Genomic DNA, 20,082 nt, shown 5'->3' with positions numbered 1-20,082 from the left:
GGGCGGCCCGCGCTGATCTCTCGTTCACGGCAAAATGGTCCGGGTGCAGATCGGAATGCTTGGACCGCTCGAAATCCGACTAGACGACGGCGGATTGATCGAGGTACCGGGCACCCGGTTGCGGGCGCTGTTGATCGCCCTTGCACTCGAACCCGGCCGCGCGGTCCCGAAAGCCACGCTGGTCGATTGGATTTGGGGTGAACAGCCGCCCTCCGACGCGGCGAACGCCTTGCAGGCACTGGTCTCCCGGCTGCGGAGGGTGCTGCCGGACGGGTCGCTCGACGTGCAGACGGGCGGATACCGGCTGGCGGTGGCATCCGACGCTGTCGACGCCGTGCGGTTCGAAAAGCTTCTCGACCGGGCCCGCGGCGGTGCCGACGCGCAACAGGCCGAGCTGCTGCGCGAGGCCCTCGACCTGTGGCGCGGTCCACTACTGCAGGACATCGGTGTGCAGGACAGTGCAGCCGCCGACGCGGTGATCACCCGGCTCGAGGGGCTGCGCCTGGCCGCAACGGAAGATCTGTACGAAGCGGAGATCCGTCTCGGCCGGGGTGCGGAGCTGGTCGCCGAGCTGACCGAGCTGGTGGCCCGGCATCCGGTGCGGGAACGGCTCGTCGCCGCGCTGATGCGGGCATTGGTCGCCGCGGGTCGTGGTGCCGAAGCACTGGTCGTGTACCAACATGCCAGGGAAGCACTCGCCGACACGCTGGGCGTGGATCCCGCACCGGAACTCTCCGCACTGCACGTTGCGCTGCTGCGCGGCGAAATCGGAGCCAAGGACAACGACCGCAAGACGAACCTGCGGGCCGAGTTGACCAGCTTCGTCGGCAAGAACGGGGACATTGCCGCGGTGCGCGAACTCATTGCGGCACATCGGCTCACCACGGTGACCGGCCCCGGTGGCTCCGGGAAGACCAGGCTGGCCCTGGAAACCGCACGGACCCTGCTCGACGACCTGCCGGACGGGGCCTGGCTGGTCGAACTGGCGTCCGTCGGCACGAGCGGTGACAAAGGGGGCGGGCCCGAAGGGCAGGGGGGCGGGAAAAACATCGCGCAATCGGCGATCGCCGCACTCGGGCTGCGGGATGCGCTGCTCGGCGCCGCACCGAATGCGGAACCGCTGGATCGACTCATCGCGGCGCTGCGCGAGCGCGAGACGTTGTTGATCCTGGACAACTGTGAACACGTGATCGACGCCGCGGCGGCATTCGCCCACCGGCTGCTCGGGGAATGTCAGCGGCTGCGGATCCTCGCGACGAGCAGGGAACCGCTCGGCATCACGGGCGAGGCGTTATGGCAGGTCGTGCCGCTGGCGTTGCCCGCCGAGGACGCGGACCCCGGCGAAATCGAATCCTCCTCCGCCGTTCAGCTGTTGCGGGACCGGGCCGGTGCGGTGCACAAGGATCTCGCGGCCGATGCCCGCACATTGTCGACCATGGCGCGCGTCTGCCGTGCGCTCGACGGGATACCGCTGGCGATCGAGCTGGCCGCGGCCAGACTGCGCACCATGTCCCTCGATCAGCTCGCCAACCGCCTCGACGACCGGTTCCGCCTGCTGACCGGCGGCAGCCGTACCGCGATCCCGCAGCACCGGACGTTGCGAGCGGTGGTCGACTGGAGCTGGGAGCTGCTCACCGACGCCGAACGGATGGTACTGCGCAGGCTCGCGGTGTTCTCCGGTGGCGCGAGTTTGGAAGCGGCCGAACAGGTCTGCGCGGACACTGGCGGCGGGCCCGAAGGGCAGGGCGGGAAGAACACGGGGAGCGGGCCCGAAGGGCAGGTGGGCGGGAAAAACACGGCGGTCGAGCGGTGGGAGGTACTGGAGCTGCTGACCGCGCTGACCGAGAAATCACTGCTGCTCTCCGTGCAGGACAGTGCTCCGCCCGCCGGCTCGCCCGGCGGGCTGCGCTATCGAATGCTCGACACGATCAAGCAGTACGCCCGGGAGCGGCTCGCGGCGTCGGGGGAATCGGAACTTGTACGCCGAGAACATCTTTCGTACGTCACCGAACTCGCCGCGAGCGCGGAGCCGCACCTGCGCCGCGCCGACCAACTGGAGTGGCTCGCCACCCTCGAGGCCGAGCACGACAACATCGCCGTCGCGATGCGTGGCGCGCTCGCGGCCGGGGACGCGGCCGCAGCGATGCGGCTCGCGGCGGCAGCGGGCTGGTATTGGTGGCTCAGCGGGCACAAGGCCGAGGGCATGGAGCTGATCACCGCGGCCGCCGATCTGCCCGGCGAGGTGGACGATGAGTCCCTGGCCATCGTGTACGGGCTGATCGTGCACTTCATGTCCTCCGGACCCAATGACGAGCGCCAGGTGGACGAATTGATCCACAAGGCATACCGGTTCAGCCTGCGCAGTCGGTCCCGCTACCCCCTGCTGGCGTTCACCGCAGCGCTGGAACACATGCTGCAGGGGCCGGACCAGTATCTGTCCGCGTTCGAACCGCTGCTCGCCCATGACGACCCCTGGGTGCGTGCGTTGGCCCGGCTGCTCCTCGGCAGGATGCGGATCGTGCTCGGCCAGGACGGGCGGGAGGCGGACGAGTATCTCGAGACCGCGCTGGCCGAGTTCCGGGCCATCGGCGAGCGCTGGGGGATTTCGTTCGCGCTGACCGAGCTGGCGGATCGAATCGCCGTGCGCGGCGAATTCGCCACTGCCTGTGGGTATTTCGATCAGGCGATCGCGGTGGTCACCGAGGTGGGCACGATCGACGATGTCGTCCGAATGCGGTCGCGGCAGGCGCAGCTGCACTGGCTACTTGGTGATACGCAGGCGAGCGCGGCGGCCATGGCCGAGGCGCAGCGGTGCGCGGATCAGTCCGCCTGGCCGAACACACTGGCTGTTCTGGCGCTGGAGCAGGCGGAACTGGCCCGGTGGAGCGGCGACACCGAGCAGACATACCGGCAGATCGACGTCGCGACAACCGCGCTGGGCAGCGATGCGCAGCAGGCGCAGATCAGGGCGGTGACACACAACCTGCTCGGCTACCTCGCCGACGGTCTCGACGAAGCCCGCGAAGAATACGCAGCGGCCTTCGAGGCGGCGTCCGAGGCGGGATACGCGCCCCTCATCGCCCAGGTACTCGTCGGAATCGCGGATCTGGCGCTGCGTGCCGACCACATCGAGCAGGCCGCCCGCCTGCTCGCGGCGAGTGCCGGAGTACGCGGACTGCCCGATCGTTCCCAACCGGATGCGGCCCGCATCGAGCAGACAGCACGACATCGCCTCGGTGAAGCGCGCTTCACCGAGGCGATGACCGAGGGGGCACAGGCGGACTGGCGTGAACTGGTCGCGACTACGCTCGCTTGTTGAACGTGGCACGTGACCACAGGTATCCGACGATGGCGAACCCGGCACACCAGGCCAGCGCCGCCGCCGTGTAGCCGCCCGACGGGTGACCGTCGAGAAATCCACGCAATGCTTCGATGATCGGCGTGAAGGGCTGATACTGCGCGAACTGCCGCACGCCCTGTCCCATCTTGTCGGCAGGCACGACCGCGCTGCTCACAAAGGGCAGCATGATCAGCGGCACCACGCCCATGCCCGCGGATTCCGGAGTTTTCGCAGCCATGCCCAACGCGACCGTGAGCCAGGACGCCGCGAAGGACGTCGCCGCCATGATGCCGATCGCGCCGAGCCAGTCGAGCGCGGTCGCGGGCGGCCGGAACCCCAGCGCGAAGGCCACACCGATAACGGCCGTGATGGCTACCGCATTGGTCAGTATCGTGGCCACGACGTGACCGGTCAGTACGGCGCTACGGGAGACATCCATGACCTTGAACCGGTTGATGATGCCCTTCGCCATGTCGGAGCTCACCGATACCGCGGTGCCCGACAATCCGTAGCTGATGGCCAGCAGGATCATGCCCGGTGTCGCGTAATCGATGTAGTGTTCGCCGACGTCGAAGGCACTGCCGAACACGTAAACGAAGATCAACATCATCACGACCGGCATCAGAGCCGCGTTGAATACCGTGACCGGGGTCCGGGCGATGTGTTTGAAGTTGCGCCGCAGCATGATCGTCGAATCGGCCAGCGGTGCGGTAATGGTGCTCATTGTGCGTTGGCCTCCGTGGTCGCGTGACCGGTCAGGGAAAGGAAGACATCATCGAGGTCGGGGGTGTGGACGGAGACCTCCTCGGCCTCGATCGCGATTTCGGCGAGCCGATCCAGCAGGTGGCGCAATGATTTCGTGCCGCCGTCGCCCGGCACCCGCAAGGTCAGAGCCTCGTCGTCGCGGGTGGAGCCGGGCAGGATGCCCGCCGCCGCATCCAGTTCCGTGACAGTGCGGAACCGGAGCCGGATGTGGCTGCCCGGTACCCGGCGCTTGAGATCGTCGGGAGTGCCCTCGGCGACTATCCGACCCTGGTCGAGCACCGCGATCCGGTCGGCCAGCTGATCGGCTTCCTCGAGGTATTGGGTGGTGAGGAAGATGGTCACACCATCGGCCGTCAAATCCCGCACGATTTCCCACATCGTGCGACGGCTACGCGGATCCAGCCCTGTGGTCGGCTCGTCCAGGAAAACGATTTCCGGCCTGGTGACCAGCGTCATCGCCAGATCCAGCTTCCGGCGCATACCGCCGGAATAGGTCGCTGCCCGCTTTCGCGCCGACTCCACCAGATCGAATCGTTCCAGCAGCTCGGTGACCGCCCGCTCGGCCTCGCGGCCCCGCAGACGGTGCAGATCCGCCATCAGCTGGAGGTTCTCTTCCCCCGTCAGCAGATCATCCACCGCCGCGAACTGGCCGGTGACCCCGATCGCCGCGCGCACCGCCTTGGTCTCGGACGCGATATCGTGCCCGGCGACCTGCGCCGTGCCCGCATCGGCCTTCAACAGCGTGGTCAGGACGTTCACTGTCGTCGTCTTGCCCGCCCCATTCGGACCGAGCAGCGAAAAGATCGTTCCCGCACCGATATTCAAATCAATGCCATCGAGGACGACCTTGTCCCCGTAGGCCTTTCGCAGCCCGGAAGCCGCGATCGCTGAAGTTGTCATGCGACGACTGTCATCGGCCGGCCTGATACTGACCTGACACCGACCTGACACGTCCGCTGACACGGTGTCCGACCTGGTCAGCTCGGATTCGAGGGTTAGGCCGTCGGGCCGCAGGCGATGTCGAGGAAGGCTCGGCGCAGCAGTGCGGTGATTCGCTCGGGCGGGGCGTCACGCAGTCCGTCGAGCTGGAGCAAATGCCGGCCGATGACGGTGCCGATAGTGATCGCGCCGATGAGCCCGGCGCGCAGGTCCGCATCGTCGTCGGCCAAGTGCTCGGCGGCTTGCCGCTGCCGGGACACCATGGCGAGTTGCACTTCGGCGGCGGCGTCGGGGTGGGTGAACATGGACCGGATCGCGGCGAGCGCGTCGGTGGGCTGCTGGGCGAGCTTGGTTTCGAGGGCCGCGAGCAGTTGGCCGGCCGCCTCTTCGGGGGTACCGGTCACCAGGTCTTCCTGTTCGAAACCCGAAGCCTGGGCGAAGAGGTTGTCTTTCGACCCGAAATAGCGCATCACCAGTCCGGGATCGGTCTGCGCCTCGGCGGCGATCGCGCGAATCGTGGCCCGGTCGTAGCCGGCCTCTGCGAACAACCGCCGGGCCGCATCCAGGATCCGGGATTGTGTGCTCTGCCGTTGCTCGGCGCGGCTGAGAGGGCGAGAATTCATGGGCTCAGTCTACGAGCGTTGACCGAAGCAGAGCACCGTGCTAGCTTTCGGTCTACAACCGTTGACTGAAAAGAAGGTGGCTCGTCATGTGGCAAACGATTCTGTTGTCGGCACTGGCCGGACTGTTCGGCGCGAATGCGGTCCCGCATTTCGTCAAAGGCATGATCGGCGAACAATTTCCGAATGTGTGGGGTAACGATCCGCTGCGCAATGCCGTGGCGGGCACATTCGGACTCGCACTCGCGGCCGTCATCGGATACTGGGCCGAGCTGCCATCGCATGTCTACGCGGGAATCGGTGCGGCCTTGCTGGGCGCGCTGCCGATGGCGGTATTCCACGGCCGCGGCGGGGCTTATCGACTCAACTCCGCCCTAGGGCTCGCGAACCCGTCTCGCATATAGCTTCGGCGTTATTGTCATACTGTCAATACAGCCTCGGGTCGCCCCCGGGAGCGCTGGATCAACGACGAACCGAGGTAGGGCGTGAGCACACCATCCACCGCCGAACAGGGCCCGCTCGCGGGCATCAAGGTCATCGAACTGGCCGGCATCGGCCCCGGTCCGCATGCAGCGCTGCTGCTGGCCGACCTCGGCGCCGATGTGGTGCGGGTACAGCGGCCCGGTATGCTGCCCGGTTTCATGGAGCGGCCGCAGTGGCGCGGGCGCACCATCGTCGAGGCCGATCTGAAGGATCCGGCGGATATCGAGAAGGTGCTCGCACTCGCCGAGAAGGCCGATGTGCTGATCGAGGGCTTCCGGCCCGGCGTCACCGAGCGCATGGGCCTCGGCCCGGATGCGGTGCTCGCACGCAATCCGCGGTTGGTCTACGGCCGGATGACCGGCTGGGGTCAGGACGGTCCGCTGGCCGAGCGCGCCGGACACGACATCAACTACATTTCGCTGACCGGTGTGCTGCACGCCATCGGCCGCAAGGGCGAGCGGCCGGTGCCGCCGCTGAATATGGTCGGCGACTTCGGTGGCGGCTCGATGTTCCTGGTATTCGGCATTCTCGCGGCCCTTGTGGAGCGGCAGAATTCCGGTAAGGGGCAGGTCATCGATTCGGCGATGATCGATGGGGCGCTTGCCCTTTCACACATGATCTGGGGCATGCGCGGCATGGGCCTGTGGTCGGACGAGCGCGGCACCAACCTGCTCGATACCGGTATGTCGTTCTACGACACGTACGAGACCTCGGACGGCAAGTACATGGCCGTCGGGGCGATCGAGCCGCAGTTCTACGCGGAACTGTTGCAGGGCTTGGAAATCGACCCCGAGGGCCTGCCGATGCAGCTCGATCCGAATGGTCAGGATCAGCTGAAGAAGCTGTTCACGGAGAAGTTCAAGACCAAGACACGGGACGAGTGGGCCGCGATCTTCGACGGCACCGACGCGTGCACGACACCGGTGCTGACTTTCACCGAGGCAGAACAGAATCCACACATTGCCGCGCGCACCGGGTTGATCGAGATCGACGGTGTCGTCCAGCACGCGCCGGCTCCGCGCTTCTCGCGCACCCCTGCCGGTACGCCCACCCCGCCGCCCAGCGAAGCGACGCCGATCGAATCCGTTTGGGTGGACTGATAATCATGGCCTGCTGAGCTAGTTCCGCGTCCATTCCGGCTGGGCGAAATGCGCGATCCGGGCGGCGTCGGGGTCTCGGCCGAGCAGGATGACTTCACGGAACTGCCAGAGCATGGCACCGGTCGGTGCGTGGATGGTCATGTTCTCAGCGAGGCGCATCTGCAGTAGACCGGGGCCGTCGTAGGGGACCGCAGGGGCATCGGGCCGCAGATCCTGTTGTCGCACCGCCTCGTTCGGATGCACCCAGTGCGGGACATCGTCGGCGGCCAGCCGGGCGAGATCCACTTGATGGACCGAGTGGACCTCGTCCGGACTGGGCCGCAACTCGGACACGTCGGCGAGAGCGGCCACGATCGGCGTGATGACGAAACCCGATGCGGCGGGAAAGTCGTCGAGCCTGCCGAGCAGATCGGCCGGGCTCGCGGTCAGTCCGAGTTCCTCGCGCAATTCACGTATCGCCGCCTGCTCAACGGTTTCCCCGTCGTCGACCCGCCCACCCGGCAGCGCCCATTGCCCGGCATTGCGCCCGCGATACGCGCGTTTGATGACCATCACCGACGGCGGACCGTCTATTGCCACCACGCACAGCAACACCGCCGCCCGGCGAAGACCCGGTGCGTCGGCAACCTCCGTATGCGGAAATCCGCCCAACCGCGCGCCCGCCAACTCACGGAAGCCGTCAACACTATCGGGGACACGCGGTCCCGAAATGAGATCCATACCCTCGATAGTGCACTACCCGGTCAGTAGCAGGTGAGGGGTTGGAGGGGGTCGGCGGCGCGGGGGGTGAGGGCTTCGTAGGCGGTGGCGATGGACTTCACCGCCAAACGGAGTTCGGGTTCGGGGTGGGTGAAGGGCAGCCGGATGAAGCGTTCGAAGGCGCCCTGAACACCGAATCTCGGTCCGGCGGCGAGCAATACACCGTGGTTGGGGGCGGTGGCGGCCAGTGCCGTCGAGACCGGCGCCGGTAGCTGCGCCCAGACCGACATGCCGCCGTCGCCGACGATCGTGCGCCAGTCCGGAAGCTCCTCGCCGAGCGTGGCGAGCAGGGCCGCACGCTGGGCGCGGAGTTGATCGCGACGGCGAGTGAGGATGGTCTCGGCATTCTCCAGCAGGTGGATGGTTGCCAACTGGTCCATGACGGGCGTGCCGAGGTCGACGGTGGAGCGGATGCCGAGCAGTTTGGTGATCAGCGACTGGTTGGTGCGGATCCAGCCGACGCGCAGACCACCCCAGAAGGATTTCGAGGCCGAGCCGATGGTGATGATCTCGCTGCCCTTGGCGAAGGCCGCGACCGGCGGGGGCGCGGTCCGGTCGGTCAGGCTCAGGTCCACCATCGACTCGTCGATCACCACGGTCATCCGGGTCTCGCGGGCGATGGCGGTCAGTTCGGCGCGACCGTCGGCGTCGAGCAGCAGGCCGGTCGGGTTGTTGAAGTCCGGCACCAGGTAGGCCAGGGTGGCCGCGGTTTGCCTTGCGGCACTGCGGATTCCGTCGAGATCCCAGCCGGATTCCGGGGTTTCGGGGCGCAGCGGCACCGGCACGGGGCGGGCGCCGACATCGCGGATCGCCTCGATGGCATTCGGATAGGTCGGGTGGTCGATGAGCACCCGGGCCGCCGGCGCGGTGAGCACATTGAGCAGCAGGCGCAGGCCGTGCTGGGCGCCCAGGGTGACCAGGATCTGGTCCGGTTCGGTGGGCAAGCCGCGTTCGGTGTAGCGGCGGGCCAGTGCCTCGCGCAGCGCGAGCACACCGACCGGATCCATACCGTGCGTGCCGAGGTAGGCCGGAAGGCCTTGCAGCGCAACTGAGTACGCCTCCTGCATCTCCATGGGCGCGGCCATCGCGGCGTAGGTCATATCGATGGTCGGCAGTTCCGGTTGCGCCATCATCGCCAGGATGCTGCGGGCCGGTTTGGTGCCGTCGTGCTGCACGTCGCGCGGCAGGGCGACGGTACTGCGCGAACCCTGCCGACTGATCAGGTAGCCGTGTTCGCGCAGCAGGCTGTAGGTGGAGGTGATGGTCGTGCGACTGACGCCGAGCGTGGTGGCGAGGTCGCGCTCACTGGGCAGTGCGACGCCGAGCGGTGCGCGGCCGTCGTGGATGAGCAGGCGGATGCCCTCGGCGAGAGCCAGATAGGCCGGGCGCGTCGACCGGCGCTCCCCTGGTTCGCCGTTCTCGTCCGCACTGCGCCAACTCCCCAGATCACGGGCAAGGCTGGCGGCACCGATAACTCTCGTCGACATAAAGTCCAGTATTAGCGAAGTGGATATTCAATGACAAGGCCAGTGCGCGCATTCTTGCTTCTATGACCGCCCTCGCCACCCTGCTCGTCATCGCCGCCTTCGCCTATCTCGTGCACCGGTTCGCCCCGCGGCGCCCGAGCGAGGTTTTCCGCCTCGAACGGTTCCACGCGCCGGGACCATTGACCGACTGGTCGCCTTCCTACTACGAAAACCAGCGCCAATACGCGGATCTCACCGCAATCTACGGCCGCAACGACGTGCCGGATCCGGACGCTTCGGCCCTCACACATACCCAGCGGACCGCGCAGCGCCGGATCTCGAACCCGAGTTGCGCAGCGGTGAAGCCGACCGTCGGTGGCATCCAGGCCAGTTTCTGAGAACTGGACTGGTCTGCCCGAAGATGTCGGACCCGGCGTGCACACTGAGCGTATGAGTGCTTCCGCTCGCCCGGTCACCGGGTCGGCGCTGTTCGAAACCGCGATCGGCACCTGCGCGATCGCCTGGGCCGACGACCGCGTATTCCGATTCGGACTGCCCGAGGCGAGCCCCGCTGCGACGCGGACCCGGATCACGCGTCGCAGCAGCCGAATTCCGGACGCCGAGGAAATTCCGGAGGCGAACCCCACCGGCCCGATCGCCGAAGCCATTGCCCGCATCCAGGCCCACCTCGTCGGCGAACTCGACGATCTGCGCTGGATTCCCGTGAGCACCAGTGGAATTCCGGAATTCCACCGCGCCGTCTACGAAGTGACCCGTGCCATCGATCCCGGCCACACCCTCAGCTACGGCCAGGTCGCCGACCGTATCGGCGCGCCCGGCGCGGCCCAAGCCGTCGGACAGGCCCTCGGCCGCAACCCGATCCCCCTGATCATCCCCTGCCACCGAGTCCTGGCCGCCGACCATGCCCTCACCGGCTTTTCCGCCCCCGGCGGCATCACCACCAAACAACGCCTCCTGGAAATCGAACGCACCCCCGGCTTCGGCGAACCCACCCTCTTCTGAGACCGTCGACGACATATGGGTGCTGTTCGGCTGGGAACCCGTCGATGATCGGGCCTACGCAGTGACCGGTCAGCCGCATCAGTGGCTGGGCCCCCAGAAAACCGTCGATCGGGCATAGTCGGGGCATGAGTAATGACCGACCGGCGCTGGCTGTCGCACTGGATTTGGAGCCGCATCCGGAGGGTGGGTGGTATCGGCAAACCTGGCGTAGTGCGGTGGAATTCACGCCGGAGGGGTATCCGGGGCCGCGAGCGAGCGCTACCGCGATCTACTTCTTGTTGCTGCCCGGTGAGAAGTCGGCGCCGCATACGGTGCGATCGGATGAGGTGTGGTTGTGGCATCGGGGTGGGGCGCTGGCGCTCGACATCGGGGGCGAGGAGGTTGTCCTCGGACCCGATGTCGAGCACGGGCAGGTGTTGCAGGCGGTGGTGCCCGGCGGGGTCAGTCAGGCCGCGCGACCCGCGGATGATGAGTATGTGCTGGTCAGCTGCATAGTCGCGCCGGGGTTCGACTTCGCGGATTTCCGCCTCGACTGATCCGGCCGGCGGCACACCCGCGATTCGGTGCTACTCGTGAACCACGAGCACACCCTCGTCGACGGCCCATTTGATCGTCTTCTCCAGTTGCGCACAGGTTTCCGGACGTCCCGGCCCGTAGCCCTGTGCGCTGAGCCTGGCGAAAACCGGGCAGCGCGCGGCCGGATTCTCGGTCCACTGCACCGAGGTCTGGTGCGACGAACTCTTGCGCACCAGCACCTCGCTCTGGCATGACTGACACCGCAGCGGCGTCAGCCCCTCTTCCAGATAGCGCTGCTTGTCGACCACGGTCTGGGCCTGCACCGCGGCCCGCCGCGCCGGTTCGTCGGCGAAGTCGGGTGCTTTCGCCCAGGTTGCCGCCATCAGACGCCTGCTTCCGCTTCCGTTTCTCGCTTGCGCCGCAGGTTCTCGGCGACCTCGGCCTCCCACGCCTCGTTCGCCTTGGTGGTATCCACCTCGAATTCGAAGCGCTGGGTCATCTTGTCGGTGACATCGGCCAGATCCACATAGAACTGGTCGTACCACCGGCGCAACTGGTAGACCGGACCGTCCTCCTCGCAGAGCAGCGGATTCTCGACCTTGGACTTGTGCTTCCAGATCTCGACATCCTGCAGGAACCCGACGCTGATGCCCTCGGTCATCTTCGCGGCCAGCTTGTCGGCCATCTCACCGTCGACGCCCTTCGGCTTCTCCAGCGAGACGCCCCACTGCAGCACGAACGAATCCTGCGTCACCGGGTAGTGGCAGTTGATCAGGACGCTCTTGACCTCGTATCCGCTGTAGATATTGACCAGCGGGTTGATCATGTAAGAGGGCCCGAAGTACGACGCCTCCGACTTGAGCAGGGTGTCGCCGCCGTACTTGGAGGCCATGCCGATGTCGGGACGCCCCTTGGTCTCCAGGAACTGGGTGGCGATATGCCCCTCGAAGACATTCTTGAAGTACGTCGGGAAGGCGAAGTGGATATAGAAGAAGTGGGCCATATCCACCACGTTGTCGATGATCTCGCGGCAGTTCGCGCCCTCGATCAGCAGCGAGTTCCAGGTCCATTCGGTCCACCCGCTGTCGAGCTCTTCGCTCGGATTGCCATCCGCGTCGGTATAGGGCCCGACGATATGCGGAATGGTCACCTCCGGCGGCGGCTGGCTGCCCTCGACGTCGTGCCAGACGAACAGCTGACCATTGCGCTCGAGCGTGGTCCACTTGCGGGTCCGCGCCAGCGGCGGCACGCGCCGCGCATAGGGAATCGCGGTGCATTTGCCACTCGTGCCGGACCAGCGCCAGTCGTGGAACGGGCAGGCGATATCACCGTCCTTGACCTCGCCCATGGTCAGGTCGCCACCCATATGCCTGCAGTAGGCGTCCAGCACCCGGAGTTCGTCATTGCTGTCGACCCAGACGACGAGCTTGGTTCCGAACACCTCGACCGCGTGCGGCTTGCCGTCGCGGAACGACTTCGCCAGCCCGAGGCAATGCCATCCCCGCGCGTATCGGGTGGGCGCGGAGCCCACATCGAGCTCACGGGGCTTACCCACCCCGTCGGCTGCGCCTCCTACCGTCCCCCTTCCCTTCGCACCGCTGCGCGGTGTCGGATTTGCCGCCTCCCGGGTCCCTCCGGGGGTACGCACGCTGCCACCTCCGGGCCCGTCGCTCGGCGGCGGTGGGGTAACTGCCATCGCGATTCCTCCTCCTTTTGTACTAGAACACGTTACAAAAATGTCGCGTTCCACGCCAGCGATTCCGTCGACCACCTGCGAATCGGTGACGAATGCCCCTTATGGTCACCCGTTCTCGACAGAAATAAGAACCTGTTCTAGTCTCAGAGGCAAATGAGTACCGGTTACCAATCCGACCAGGCAGGAGCGGGTCCCGCGATGACGCAAGAAGTGACCGAACGGGTCGAGGCACTGTTGCCGACGCTGCGCGAGCGCGCACAGGAAGCCGAGGACCTGCGGCGCATCCCCGACGAATCGATGAAGGCACTGCAGGAGACCGGCTTCTTCCGCCTGCTGCAGCCCAAGCAGTGGGGCGGCCATGCGGCAGATCCGGTCGTGTTCTACGACACGGTTCGCAAGCTCGCCAGCGCATGCGGCTCCACCGGCTGGGTGGCGGGCATCGTCGGCGTGCACAACTGGCACCTCGCATTGTTCGACCAGCAGGCGCAGGAAGATGTGTGGGGCGAGGACAACGAGGTCCGGATCTCCTCGTCGTACGCCCCGATGGGCGCGGGCACGGTCGTCGACGGCGGCTACATCGTCAACGGCGCGTGGGCCTGGTCCTCGGGCTCGGATCACGCCACCTGGGCGGTACTCGGCGGTCCGGTGATCAAGGACGGCAAACCGGTCGACTTCGGCAGCTTCCTGATCCCGCGCACCGACTATCGCATCGATGATGTGTGGAATGTGGTCGGCTTGCGCGGCACCGGCTCCAATACCGTTGTGGTGGAGGATGTTTTCGTGCCGAAGCATCGGTTCCTGAGCTTCCGCGCGATGAGTGAGCTGAAGTCCCCCGGCCTGGCGCAGAACACCGATCCGGTGTACAGGATGCCCTGGGGCACAATCCATCCAACGACCATCTCCGCACCGATCGTCGGTATGGCGTACGGCGCGTATGCCGCCCACGTCGAGCACCAGGGCAAGCGGGTGCGCGCGGCCTATGCAGGCGAGAAGGCCAAGGAAGATCCGTTCACCAAGGTGCGGGTCGCCGAGGCCTCCAGCGATATCGATGCCGCATGGCGTCAACTGTCGGGCAACGTCGCCGACGAATACGCACTGCTGGTGGCGGGCAAGGAGATTCCGTTCGATCTGCGAGTGCGAGCACGCCGCGACCAGGTGCGCGCGACCGGCCGGGCGATTGCCTCCATCGACAAGCTCTTCGAAGCCTCCGGCGCCACCGCACTCGCGAACGGCACACCACTGCAACGCTTCTGGCGCGATGCGCACGCCGGTCGGGTGCACGCCGCCAATGATCCCGAACGCGCCTATGTCATGTACGGCACGCACGAATTCGGGCTTCCGGTTACCGACGGCATGGTCTAGCCGTGACGGCGACAACCGAACTCACCTTCGAATCGACCTCGCGATACGCGCAGGCGCGGCCCGATCTGCGCCTGCACTATCACGAGGCCGGAGTCGGCAACGGCCCGACGATCGTGCTGTTGCACGGCGGCGGGCCCGGCGCCTCGTCGTGGTCGAACTTCGCCCGCAACATCCCGGTCCTGGCCCGCGAGTTCCACGTGCTCGCGGTGGATCAGCCGGGATTCGGGCTCTCGGACAAGCCGACCGAGCACCCGCAGTACTTCGCCCACAGCGCCTCCGCGCTGAAGGATCTGCTCGACGCGCTGGAGATCACCGGACGCGTGCATCTGCTGGGCAATTCACTCGGCGGTGGTACCGCGGTGCGATTCGCGCTGGACTACCCGGATCGGGCGGGCAAGCTGGTGCTGATGGGTCCGGGCGGGTTGAGCGTCAACCTGTTCGCACCGGATCCGACCGAGGGCGTGAAGAACCTCGCGAAGTTCATTTACGAGCCGACCAGGGAAAACCTGGAGGCATTCCTGCGGATCATGGTCTTCGATCAGTCGCTGATCACCGACGAGCTGATCGATGAGCGCTTCGCCTCGGCGAGCACGCCCGAGGCGCTGGCCGCGACCAGGGCGATGGGAAAGTCCTTCGCCGGAGCCGATTTCGAGCAGGGCATGATCTGGCGCGACGCCTATAAGCTGCGCCAGCCGGTGCTGCTCATCTGGGGCCGGGAAGATCGGGTGAATCCACTCGACGGCGCGCTGGTCGCGACGAAGATGATTCCACGGGTGCAGCTGCACGTCTTCGGCGGTTGCGGGCACTGGGCCCAGCTGGAGAAGTTCGACGAATTCAACCGGCTGGCAACGGATTTCCTTGCCGGTGTGAAGGAGAAGTGATGGGCATTCGATCACTGGCGTATCTGCGCATCGAGGCCACCGATATGGCGGCCTGGCGCGAATACGGGCTCAAGGTGCTCGGCATGGTCGAGGGCAAGGGCAGCAACCCCGAGGCGCTGTATCTGCGCATGGACGACTTCCCGGCTCGGCTCGTCATCTCGCCGGGCGAGAAGGATCAGCTGCAGGTCTCCGGCTGGGAGACCGCCAATGCCGCTGAGCTGCAGGATATTCGGGGCCGGCTGGATGCGGCCGGGGTGCCGTTCAAGGAGGGCACCGCGCAGGAGAAGGCCGATCGCCGGGTCTACGAGCTGATCTCGTTCGAGGATCCCTCGGGCAATACCCTCGAGGCGTTTCACGGTGCGGCACTGGAACATCGGCGCGTGGTCAGCCCCTACGGACACCGATTCGTCACGGGCGAACAGGGACTCGGCCATGTGGTGCTCAGCACCTCCGACGATGCGGCCGCGCTGACCTTCTACCGCGATGTGCTCGGCTTCCGGCTGCGCGATTCGATGCGGCTGCCTCCGCAGATGGTCGGGCGGCCCGCCGATGGCGAACCGGCCTGGCTGCGCTTCTTCGGCTGCAACCCGCGCCACCACTCGCTGGCCTTCCTGCCCATGCCGACCCCGAGCGGCATCGTGCATCTGATGCTCGAGGTGGAGGGCTCCGACGATGTCGGGCTCTGCCTGGATCGCGCACTGCGCAAGAAGGTGAAGATGTCGGCGACGCTGGGCCGGCACGTCAACGACAAGATGCTGTCGTTCTATATGAAGACACCGGGCGGCTTCGACGTCGAATTCGGTTGTGAAGGTTTGGAAGTCGACGACGCCGACTGGATCGCACGCGAATCCACCGCGGTCAGCCTGTGGGGTCACGACTTCACGGTTGGACAGCGGCAGCAGTAATGATCGACAGGGCGAGCGGGGAGACGATGACGACCGACGAGTATCCGGCGATCGACGGGCGACAGTTCCGAAATGTATTGGGGCAGTTCTGCACCGGCATCACGGTGATCACCACCTTCGATGCCGACGGCGCCCCGATCGGGTTCGCCTGCCAATCCTTCGCCGCCCTGTCACTGGACCCGCCCCTCGTGCTGTTCTGCCCGACCAAGACCTCCCGGTCCTGGGCGGCCATCGAACAGTCCGGCGGCTTCTGTGTGAACGTCCTCGCCGAGGAACAGCAGCAACTGTGTGCCCGCTTCGGTTCCCGCGAACCCGATAAGTTCGCCGAAACCAAGTGGCATACCTCGGAACTGGAGCTCCCGCTCCTGGACGACGCCTTGGCCACCATCCAGTGCAAGGTGGACAGCGTCGTCGACGGCGGCGATCACTACATCGTGATCGGCCGGGTGCTGGCCCTGTCGGAATCGACCAGCTCCGGCAGGCCGCTGTTGTTCTACCGCGGCCAGTACACCGCCATCGAACCGGACAAGACCGTGCCGGCCCCCTGGCGGCACGATCTGGAGCATTTCCTCACCACGACAACGCTGGACACCTGGCTCTGAGAATTGGCCCCGCCCGGAATCACCTGGGCGGGGCCATATTCACTCCGCAGGACGCGTGCTGCGGAAGGTGAGAGCGACGACGAAGGTCAGCGCGGCGATGACCACGGCGCCGGCGAAGGCGGTGGTGATGCCGCTGACCAGGGCGTGGTGTGCCGAGCCTCCGGCATCGCGGGCGGCGGTGCCGAAGATGGTGACCAGAATGGCGAGGCCGAGGGAGGCGCCGGTCTGCTGCAGGGTCTGCAGCGCGCCGCCCGCGGCACCGGCTTCGGTCGGCGCAACGCTCGACATGATGATCACATTGAGCGGTGAAAAGGCGAGGCCGATACCGCTTCCCATCAGGATCATGGCGATGAACAGCATCGGGAAGTAGGCGGTGTCGACCGTCAGCCGGGTCAGCAGCACCAAACCGGCCGCCATCAGCAGCGTGCCGATTACCGTCACCGGTTTCGGACCGAAGCGCGGTAGCAGCCGCGGGATCAGCCGGATCATGGTGAACATCATCAGCGCGGTCGGCATGAAGGCGAAACCCGTTGCCAGCGCGCTCAATCCGCGCACTTCCTGCAGGTACTGGGTGAGGAAGAAGAACATCGACATACCGGCCATCGGCCCGAGGAACATATTTGCGTATGCCGCGGCGCGATTGCGATCGACGAACAGTCGCAGCGGCAGCAGGGGCTGGGCCGTGCGCGCCTCGATGGCCAGGAAGGCGGCGATCAATACTGCGCCGACAGCCAACCAGATATCGGTGCCCGCATCGCTCCAGCCGTGCGATGCGGCGCTGATGAAGCCGTAGACCAGCGCGGCGACGCCGCCGGTCGCGGTGACCGCACCGGGCAGGTCGAGGCGGGCAGGCTGGCGCGCGCCATCCGGCAGATACCGCAGCGCGAGTGCTACCACGGCCATTCCGAAGGGCACATTGATGAACAGCGCGGAGCGCCAGGTCAGCCATTCGGTCAGCAGGCCGCCGACGATCAGACCGATCGCGAAGCCCGCACTGGACATGCCGGAAAACAATGCGAGCACCCGCATCCGGGCCTTGGGTTCACTGAATGTGGTGGTCAGCAGCGCGAGGGTGCTTGGACCGGCCATGGCCCCGCCGATGCCCTGCACGACACGGGCGACGAGCAACCAGGTGGCCGATGGCGCCAGCCCGCCAGCCAGTGAGGCCAGGGTGAACAGTGCGGTACCGGCGATGAACAGGTTGCGACGGCCGAACAGATCACCGGCGCGGCCGCCGAGCAGCAGTAGACCGCCGAAGACCAGGGTGTAGGCGTTCATCACCCAGGACAGGTTGGTCGCGCTGAAGTGCAGGTCGGTGCGGATGCGCGGCAGCGCGACATTCATCACGGTGATGTCGAGGATGATCATCAATTGGCAGGTCAGCAGCGTGACCAGCACAATGCCGGATCCGAGCCGACCGGCACTGGAGATTGCGGGCACACGGGTGTCCGCGGACATGGTGGTGGACAAAGAACGCTCCATCGAATGGGACTCAAGCGGAGGGAGCCTCCGCTTCCGATAGAGCTATCATATGGAGGGTTCCTCCAGTTACGCAAGCCTATCTGGAGGGTCCTTCCGTTTTCCAGTGGAGGGAATATGGCAGCACCGTCGACGGGACGGCCGATGCGCGCGGATGCCCGGCGCAACTACGAGCGGATCATCACGTCCGCTCAGGAGGCATTCGCCGAACAGGGCCCCGACGCCCCGCTGGAAGAGATCGCCCGCCGCGCCGGGGTCGGCATCGGCACGCTCTACCGGCACTTTCCGAGCCGCGAGGTACTGATCGAAGCTGTATACCGTTCCAGCATCGAACAATTGAGCGCCCGCGCTCACGAACTGCTCGAAACCCATTCGGCTGCCGAGGCTTTCGAAACATGGTTGCGCGAGCAGGTGCAGTGGGTGATGGACAATCGCAGCCTCGCGACCACCATGAAGGCCGGTATGGACAAGGGCTCACCGACCTTCACCCTATGTCGGTCGATGATCACCGATGCGGCGGCGGCGCTGCTGCATGCGGCACAGGATTCCGGCGATATCCGTCGCGATATCGAACCACGCGATCTGCTCAGGTTCGGCCACGGCATCGGAGTCGCCTGCGAGACGGTCCCCGAGGCCGCCGATCACATGCTCGACGTGACGATGGACGGTATGCGCGCGCGGAACTGAGCGGGTAGTGGAAAGCCGAGGTGTCGATCCCCATCCCATTCGCATGGGACCAGCCGTTTTCAAGACGGTGACGGACGCCGGTCCGCATGACTTTCCGGGCGTGCGCTCGAACCTACGACCTTCGGATTAAAAGTCCGCAGCTCTACCAGCTGAGCTACAGGCGCATCGCGACCTCGACGGGAATCGAACCCGCGTTGTTCTGATCGAGAATCAGAGCGATACCCGTTGAGAGAATTGAACTCCCATCTCCTCTGTATCAGAGAGGCGCTCTCCACCATTGAGCCAAACGGGTGTGACGCAGATCGGAATCGAACCGACGTGGTCCCTGAATGAAAGTCAGGTTGCCCATACCACCAGAGCAACTGCGCCGCGGTGGGGCCAAGCTATCCGCGCCCCCACGCGACCGCAACCGAATTAAAACGGCGTTTCCCGCCCGAATTGGCTGTCGCACATCGAATGGCCACGGCACATAGGTTGCGCCCTATGTGCGGTGACCGCTGGATATGCGAGCGCCGCATGAGGTGTCCATCTGTAACGCCATCGAACGTGCCCTGCGCCGTTCACATGAGGGCATCCGGCAACGGCCGGCTTCACTGTGCGCGTTTCTGCGGGACCAACCGGAGTCGCCCGGCGCTGAGTCGTTACGTGAGCGGCGTACAGGAAGCCGCGTCCGGCAATTGCTCTGCCAGGAAGACGGTCTGGGCCATCATCTTGAAGCCGGACATCTGTTCGCGGAAGACTTCGATGGACTCTTCCGGATGGACCGAGTCGATGACGGCGTGTGGGCCGATGGCATTGAACTGATGGCTCACGCCGCGCGGGATCTGCATATCGACGAAGGAGCACGGCGGGACGATCAGGTTGTATCTGGTGCGGTGCAGACCGGGCGGGGTGTCGGGTAGATCGTCCTCGAATTGGTTGGGCGCGAAGGGCGTAACGCCTTCGACGGCGGTGACGCGGAACGGCGAGAGGCTGCTCACCCGGATGTGCGTGTCCGGACCGGTCATCATGCGGACGAAGCGCAGGCCGGTGTGCAGATGCATGCGCGAGCAGATCCCGCGCTCCTCGGCATTGTAGAAATCCATGATGTAGCGGTCGGCGAAGAAGCCGTCGAAGGGCGACTCGATCATGTAGACGTCGCCCTCTTCGAAGGTCTGGGACCGGGTGATGCCATCCGCGTCGGGTACGGTCGCGGCGCGGCTTGCCTTCGCGTTCCGGACTATCTGGGCGAAGGCCTGGACGACCACCGCGGCGACCTCCGGCGGAAATTGCGCGACGGGCGTAACGACATTGCTTCCCGTGTCGACGAATTCGGCCAGGTCGTGGATCTCGTTCTCATCGTCCGCGTGCTGCTTGATTCGGGGATCGGTCATGCGGCTCCTCGGTGCTGCTCGAACGTACGAATGCTGCTCACGCCGCGCTCGGGTCCGCCGCGGACGCGCTGTTTCTTCGGGTCACT

20 protein-coding genes and 2 tRNA genes are annotated in these 20,082 nt (G+C 66.0%); 11 read left to right on the top strand and 11 right to left on the bottom strand.

Going from position 1 to position 20,082, the window contains the following annotated elements; all coding sequences use genetic code 11:
* Positions 1-34: 34 nt before the first annotated feature.
* Entirely contained in the window at positions 35-3,319 is a 3,285-nt protein-coding gene (locus ACQPYR_RS03310; protein WP_433627436.1) for a BTAD domain-containing putative transcriptional regulator, read from the top strand.
* Here the strand turns inward: ACQPYR_RS03310 and ACQPYR_RS03305 are convergent.
* From ACQPYR_RS03305 to ACQPYR_RS03295, 3 genes are all read right to left on the bottom strand, one after another.
* Entirely contained in the window at positions 3,303-4,064 is a 762-nt protein-coding gene (locus tag ACQPYR_RS03305; protein ID WP_433627434.1) for an ABC transporter permease, read from the bottom strand. The two genes, ACQPYR_RS03310 and ACQPYR_RS03305, sit on opposite strands and share 17 nt — an antisense overlap.
* Positions 4,061-5,005, bottom strand: coding sequence for an ATP-binding cassette domain-containing protein (locus tag ACQPYR_RS03300; protein WP_433627432.1), 945 nt, complete (start codon positions 5,003-5,005; stop codon positions 4,061-4,063). The genes ACQPYR_RS03305 and ACQPYR_RS03300 overlap by 4 nt, the downstream gene beginning before the upstream one ends.
* A 95-nt stretch (positions 5,006-5,100) precedes the next feature.
* Positions 5,101-5,667: a TetR/AcrR family transcriptional regulator gene (locus ACQPYR_RS03295; RefSeq protein ID WP_433627429.1), complete on the bottom strand. Its 567-nt coding sequence runs from the start codon at positions 5,665-5,667 to the stop codon at positions 5,101-5,103.
* A gap of 86 nt (positions 5,668-5,753) precedes the next feature.
* Between ACQPYR_RS03295 and ACQPYR_RS03290 the strand changes: the two genes are divergently transcribed.
* Entirely contained in the window at positions 5,754-6,068 is a 315-nt protein-coding gene (locus ACQPYR_RS03290; protein WP_433627426.1) for a hypothetical protein, read from the top strand.
* Positions 6,069-6,149: 81 nt separating this feature from the next.
* Entirely contained in the window at positions 6,150-7,247 is a 1,098-nt protein-coding gene (locus tag ACQPYR_RS03285; RefSeq protein WP_433627423.1) for a CaiB/BaiF CoA transferase family protein, read from the top strand.
* Between the two features lie 18 nt (positions 7,248-7,265).
* Here ACQPYR_RS03285 and ACQPYR_RS03280 read toward each other — a convergent pair whose 3' ends face one another.
* Together ACQPYR_RS03280 and ACQPYR_RS03275 are read right to left on the bottom strand one after the other, a co-directional pair.
* Positions 7,266-7,967, bottom strand: a complete 702-nt coding sequence (locus ACQPYR_RS03280) for an NUDIX hydrolase (protein ID WP_433627421.1) — start codon at positions 7,965-7,967, stop codon at positions 7,266-7,268.
* A 23-nt stretch (positions 7,968-7,990) separates the two neighbouring features.
* Positions 7,991-9,493: a PLP-dependent aminotransferase family protein gene (locus tag ACQPYR_RS03275; protein ID WP_433627418.1), complete on the bottom strand. Its 1,503-nt coding sequence runs from the start codon at positions 9,491-9,493 to the stop codon at positions 7,991-7,993.
* Between the two features lie 62 nt (positions 9,494-9,555).
* On the opposite strand from ACQPYR_RS03275, the gene ACQPYR_RS03270 reads away from it, so the two are divergent.
* The 3 genes from ACQPYR_RS03270 to ACQPYR_RS03260 all read left to right on the top strand — a co-directional run bounded on the left by ACQPYR_RS03270 (position 9,556) and on the right by ACQPYR_RS03260 (position 11,031).
* Positions 9,556-9,870, top strand: a complete 315-nt coding sequence (locus ACQPYR_RS03270) for a hypothetical protein (RefSeq protein WP_433627416.1) — start codon at positions 9,556-9,558, stop codon at positions 9,868-9,870.
* 52 nt (positions 9,871-9,922) lie between these two features.
* Complete coding sequence (locus ACQPYR_RS03265) at positions 9,923-10,495, top strand: methylated-DNA--[protein]-cysteine S-methyltransferase (protein ID WP_433627413.1); 573 nt, start codon at positions 9,923-9,925, stop codon at positions 10,493-10,495.
* Between the two features lie 125 nt (positions 10,496-10,620).
* Entirely contained in the window at positions 10,621-11,031 is a 411-nt protein-coding gene (locus ACQPYR_RS03260) for a cupin domain-containing protein (protein ID WP_433627410.1), read from the top strand.
* A gap of 30 nt (positions 11,032-11,061) precedes the next feature.
* On the opposite strand, the gene ACQPYR_RS03255 is transcribed toward ACQPYR_RS03260, so the two are convergent.
* Both ACQPYR_RS03255 and ACQPYR_RS03250 read right to left on the bottom strand, forming a co-directional pair.
* Positions 11,062-11,394 (bottom strand): hypothetical protein, encoded by a 333-nt coding sequence (locus ACQPYR_RS03255; protein ID WP_433627407.1) that lies wholly within the window; start codon positions 11,392-11,394, stop codon positions 11,062-11,064.
* Positions 11,394-12,707, bottom strand: a complete 1,314-nt coding sequence (locus tag ACQPYR_RS03250; protein ID WP_433627404.1) for a Rieske 2Fe-2S domain-containing protein — start codon at positions 12,705-12,707, stop codon at positions 11,394-11,396. The genes ACQPYR_RS03255 and ACQPYR_RS03250 overlap by 1 nt, the downstream gene beginning before the upstream one ends.
* Positions 12,708-12,905: 198 nt before the next feature.
* On the opposite strand from ACQPYR_RS03250, the gene hsaA reads away from it, so the two are divergent.
* Genes hsaA through hsaB form a run of 4 tightly spaced genes read left to right on the top strand, consistent with a single transcriptional unit; the run spans position 12,906 to position 16,457 of the window.
* Entirely contained in the window at positions 12,906-14,069 is a 1,164-nt protein-coding gene (gene hsaA / locus ACQPYR_RS03245) for a 3-hydroxy-9,10-secoandrosta-1,3,5(10)-triene-9,17-dione monooxygenase oxygenase subunit (RefSeq protein ID WP_433627401.1), read from the top strand.
* Positions 14,070-14,071: 2 nt separating this feature from the next.
* A complete protein-coding gene (gene hsaD / locus ACQPYR_RS03240; protein WP_433627398.1) occupies positions 14,072-14,950 on the top strand; it encodes a 4,5:9,10-diseco-3-hydroxy-5,9,17-trioxoandrosta-1(10),2-diene-4-oate hydrolase in 879 nt (292 codons plus the stop codon).
* Positions 14,950-15,855, top strand: coding sequence for an iron-dependent extradiol dioxygenase HsaC (hsaC, locus tag ACQPYR_RS03235; protein WP_433627395.1), 906 nt, complete (start codon positions 14,950-14,952; stop codon positions 15,853-15,855). The genes hsaD and hsaC overlap by 1 nt, the downstream gene beginning before the upstream one ends.
* A 26-nt stretch (positions 15,856-15,881) precedes the next feature.
* Positions 15,882-16,457: a 3-hydroxy-9,10-secoandrosta-1,3,5(10)-triene-9,17-dione monooxygenase reductase subunit gene (hsaB, locus tag ACQPYR_RS03230; protein ID WP_433600877.1), complete on the top strand. Its 576-nt coding sequence runs from the start codon at positions 15,882-15,884 to the stop codon at positions 16,455-16,457.
* Between the two features lie 39 nt (positions 16,458-16,496).
* Here hsaB and ACQPYR_RS03225 read toward each other — a convergent pair whose 3' ends face one another.
* Complete coding sequence (locus ACQPYR_RS03225) at positions 16,497-17,927, bottom strand: MFS transporter (RefSeq protein WP_433627393.1); 1,431 nt, start codon at positions 17,925-17,927, stop codon at positions 16,497-16,499.
* A gap of 126 nt (positions 17,928-18,053) precedes the next feature.
* Here ACQPYR_RS03225 and ACQPYR_RS03220 point away from each other — a divergent pair, with 126 nt between their 5' ends.
* Positions 18,054-18,623, top strand: coding sequence for a TetR family transcriptional regulator (locus ACQPYR_RS03220; RefSeq protein ID WP_433627391.1), 570 nt, complete (start codon positions 18,054-18,056; stop codon positions 18,621-18,623).
* A 219-nt stretch (positions 18,624-18,842) separates the two neighbouring features.
* Here ACQPYR_RS03220 and ACQPYR_RS03215 read toward each other — a convergent pair.
* From ACQPYR_RS03215 to ACQPYR_RS03205, 3 genes are all read right to left on the bottom strand, one after another.
* Positions 18,843-18,915, bottom strand: a tRNA-Ile gene (locus ACQPYR_RS03215).
* A 1-nt stretch (position 18,916) separates the two neighbouring features.
* Positions 18,917-18,992, bottom strand: a tRNA-Glu gene (locus ACQPYR_RS03210).
* A gap of 272 nt (positions 18,993-19,264) precedes the next feature.
* A complete protein-coding gene (locus tag ACQPYR_RS03205) occupies positions 19,265-19,996 on the bottom strand; it encodes a hypothetical protein (protein ID WP_433627388.1) in 732 nt (243 codons plus the stop codon).
* Positions 19,997-20,082: the final 86 nt, after the last annotated feature.

The sequence above is a fragment of the Nocardia sp. CA-120079 genome (assembly GCF_050955745.1).
Lineage (GTDB): Bacteria > Actinomycetota > Actinomycetes > Mycobacteriales > Mycobacteriaceae > Nocardia.
This window is presented reverse-complemented; position numbering and strand designations above follow the sequence as displayed.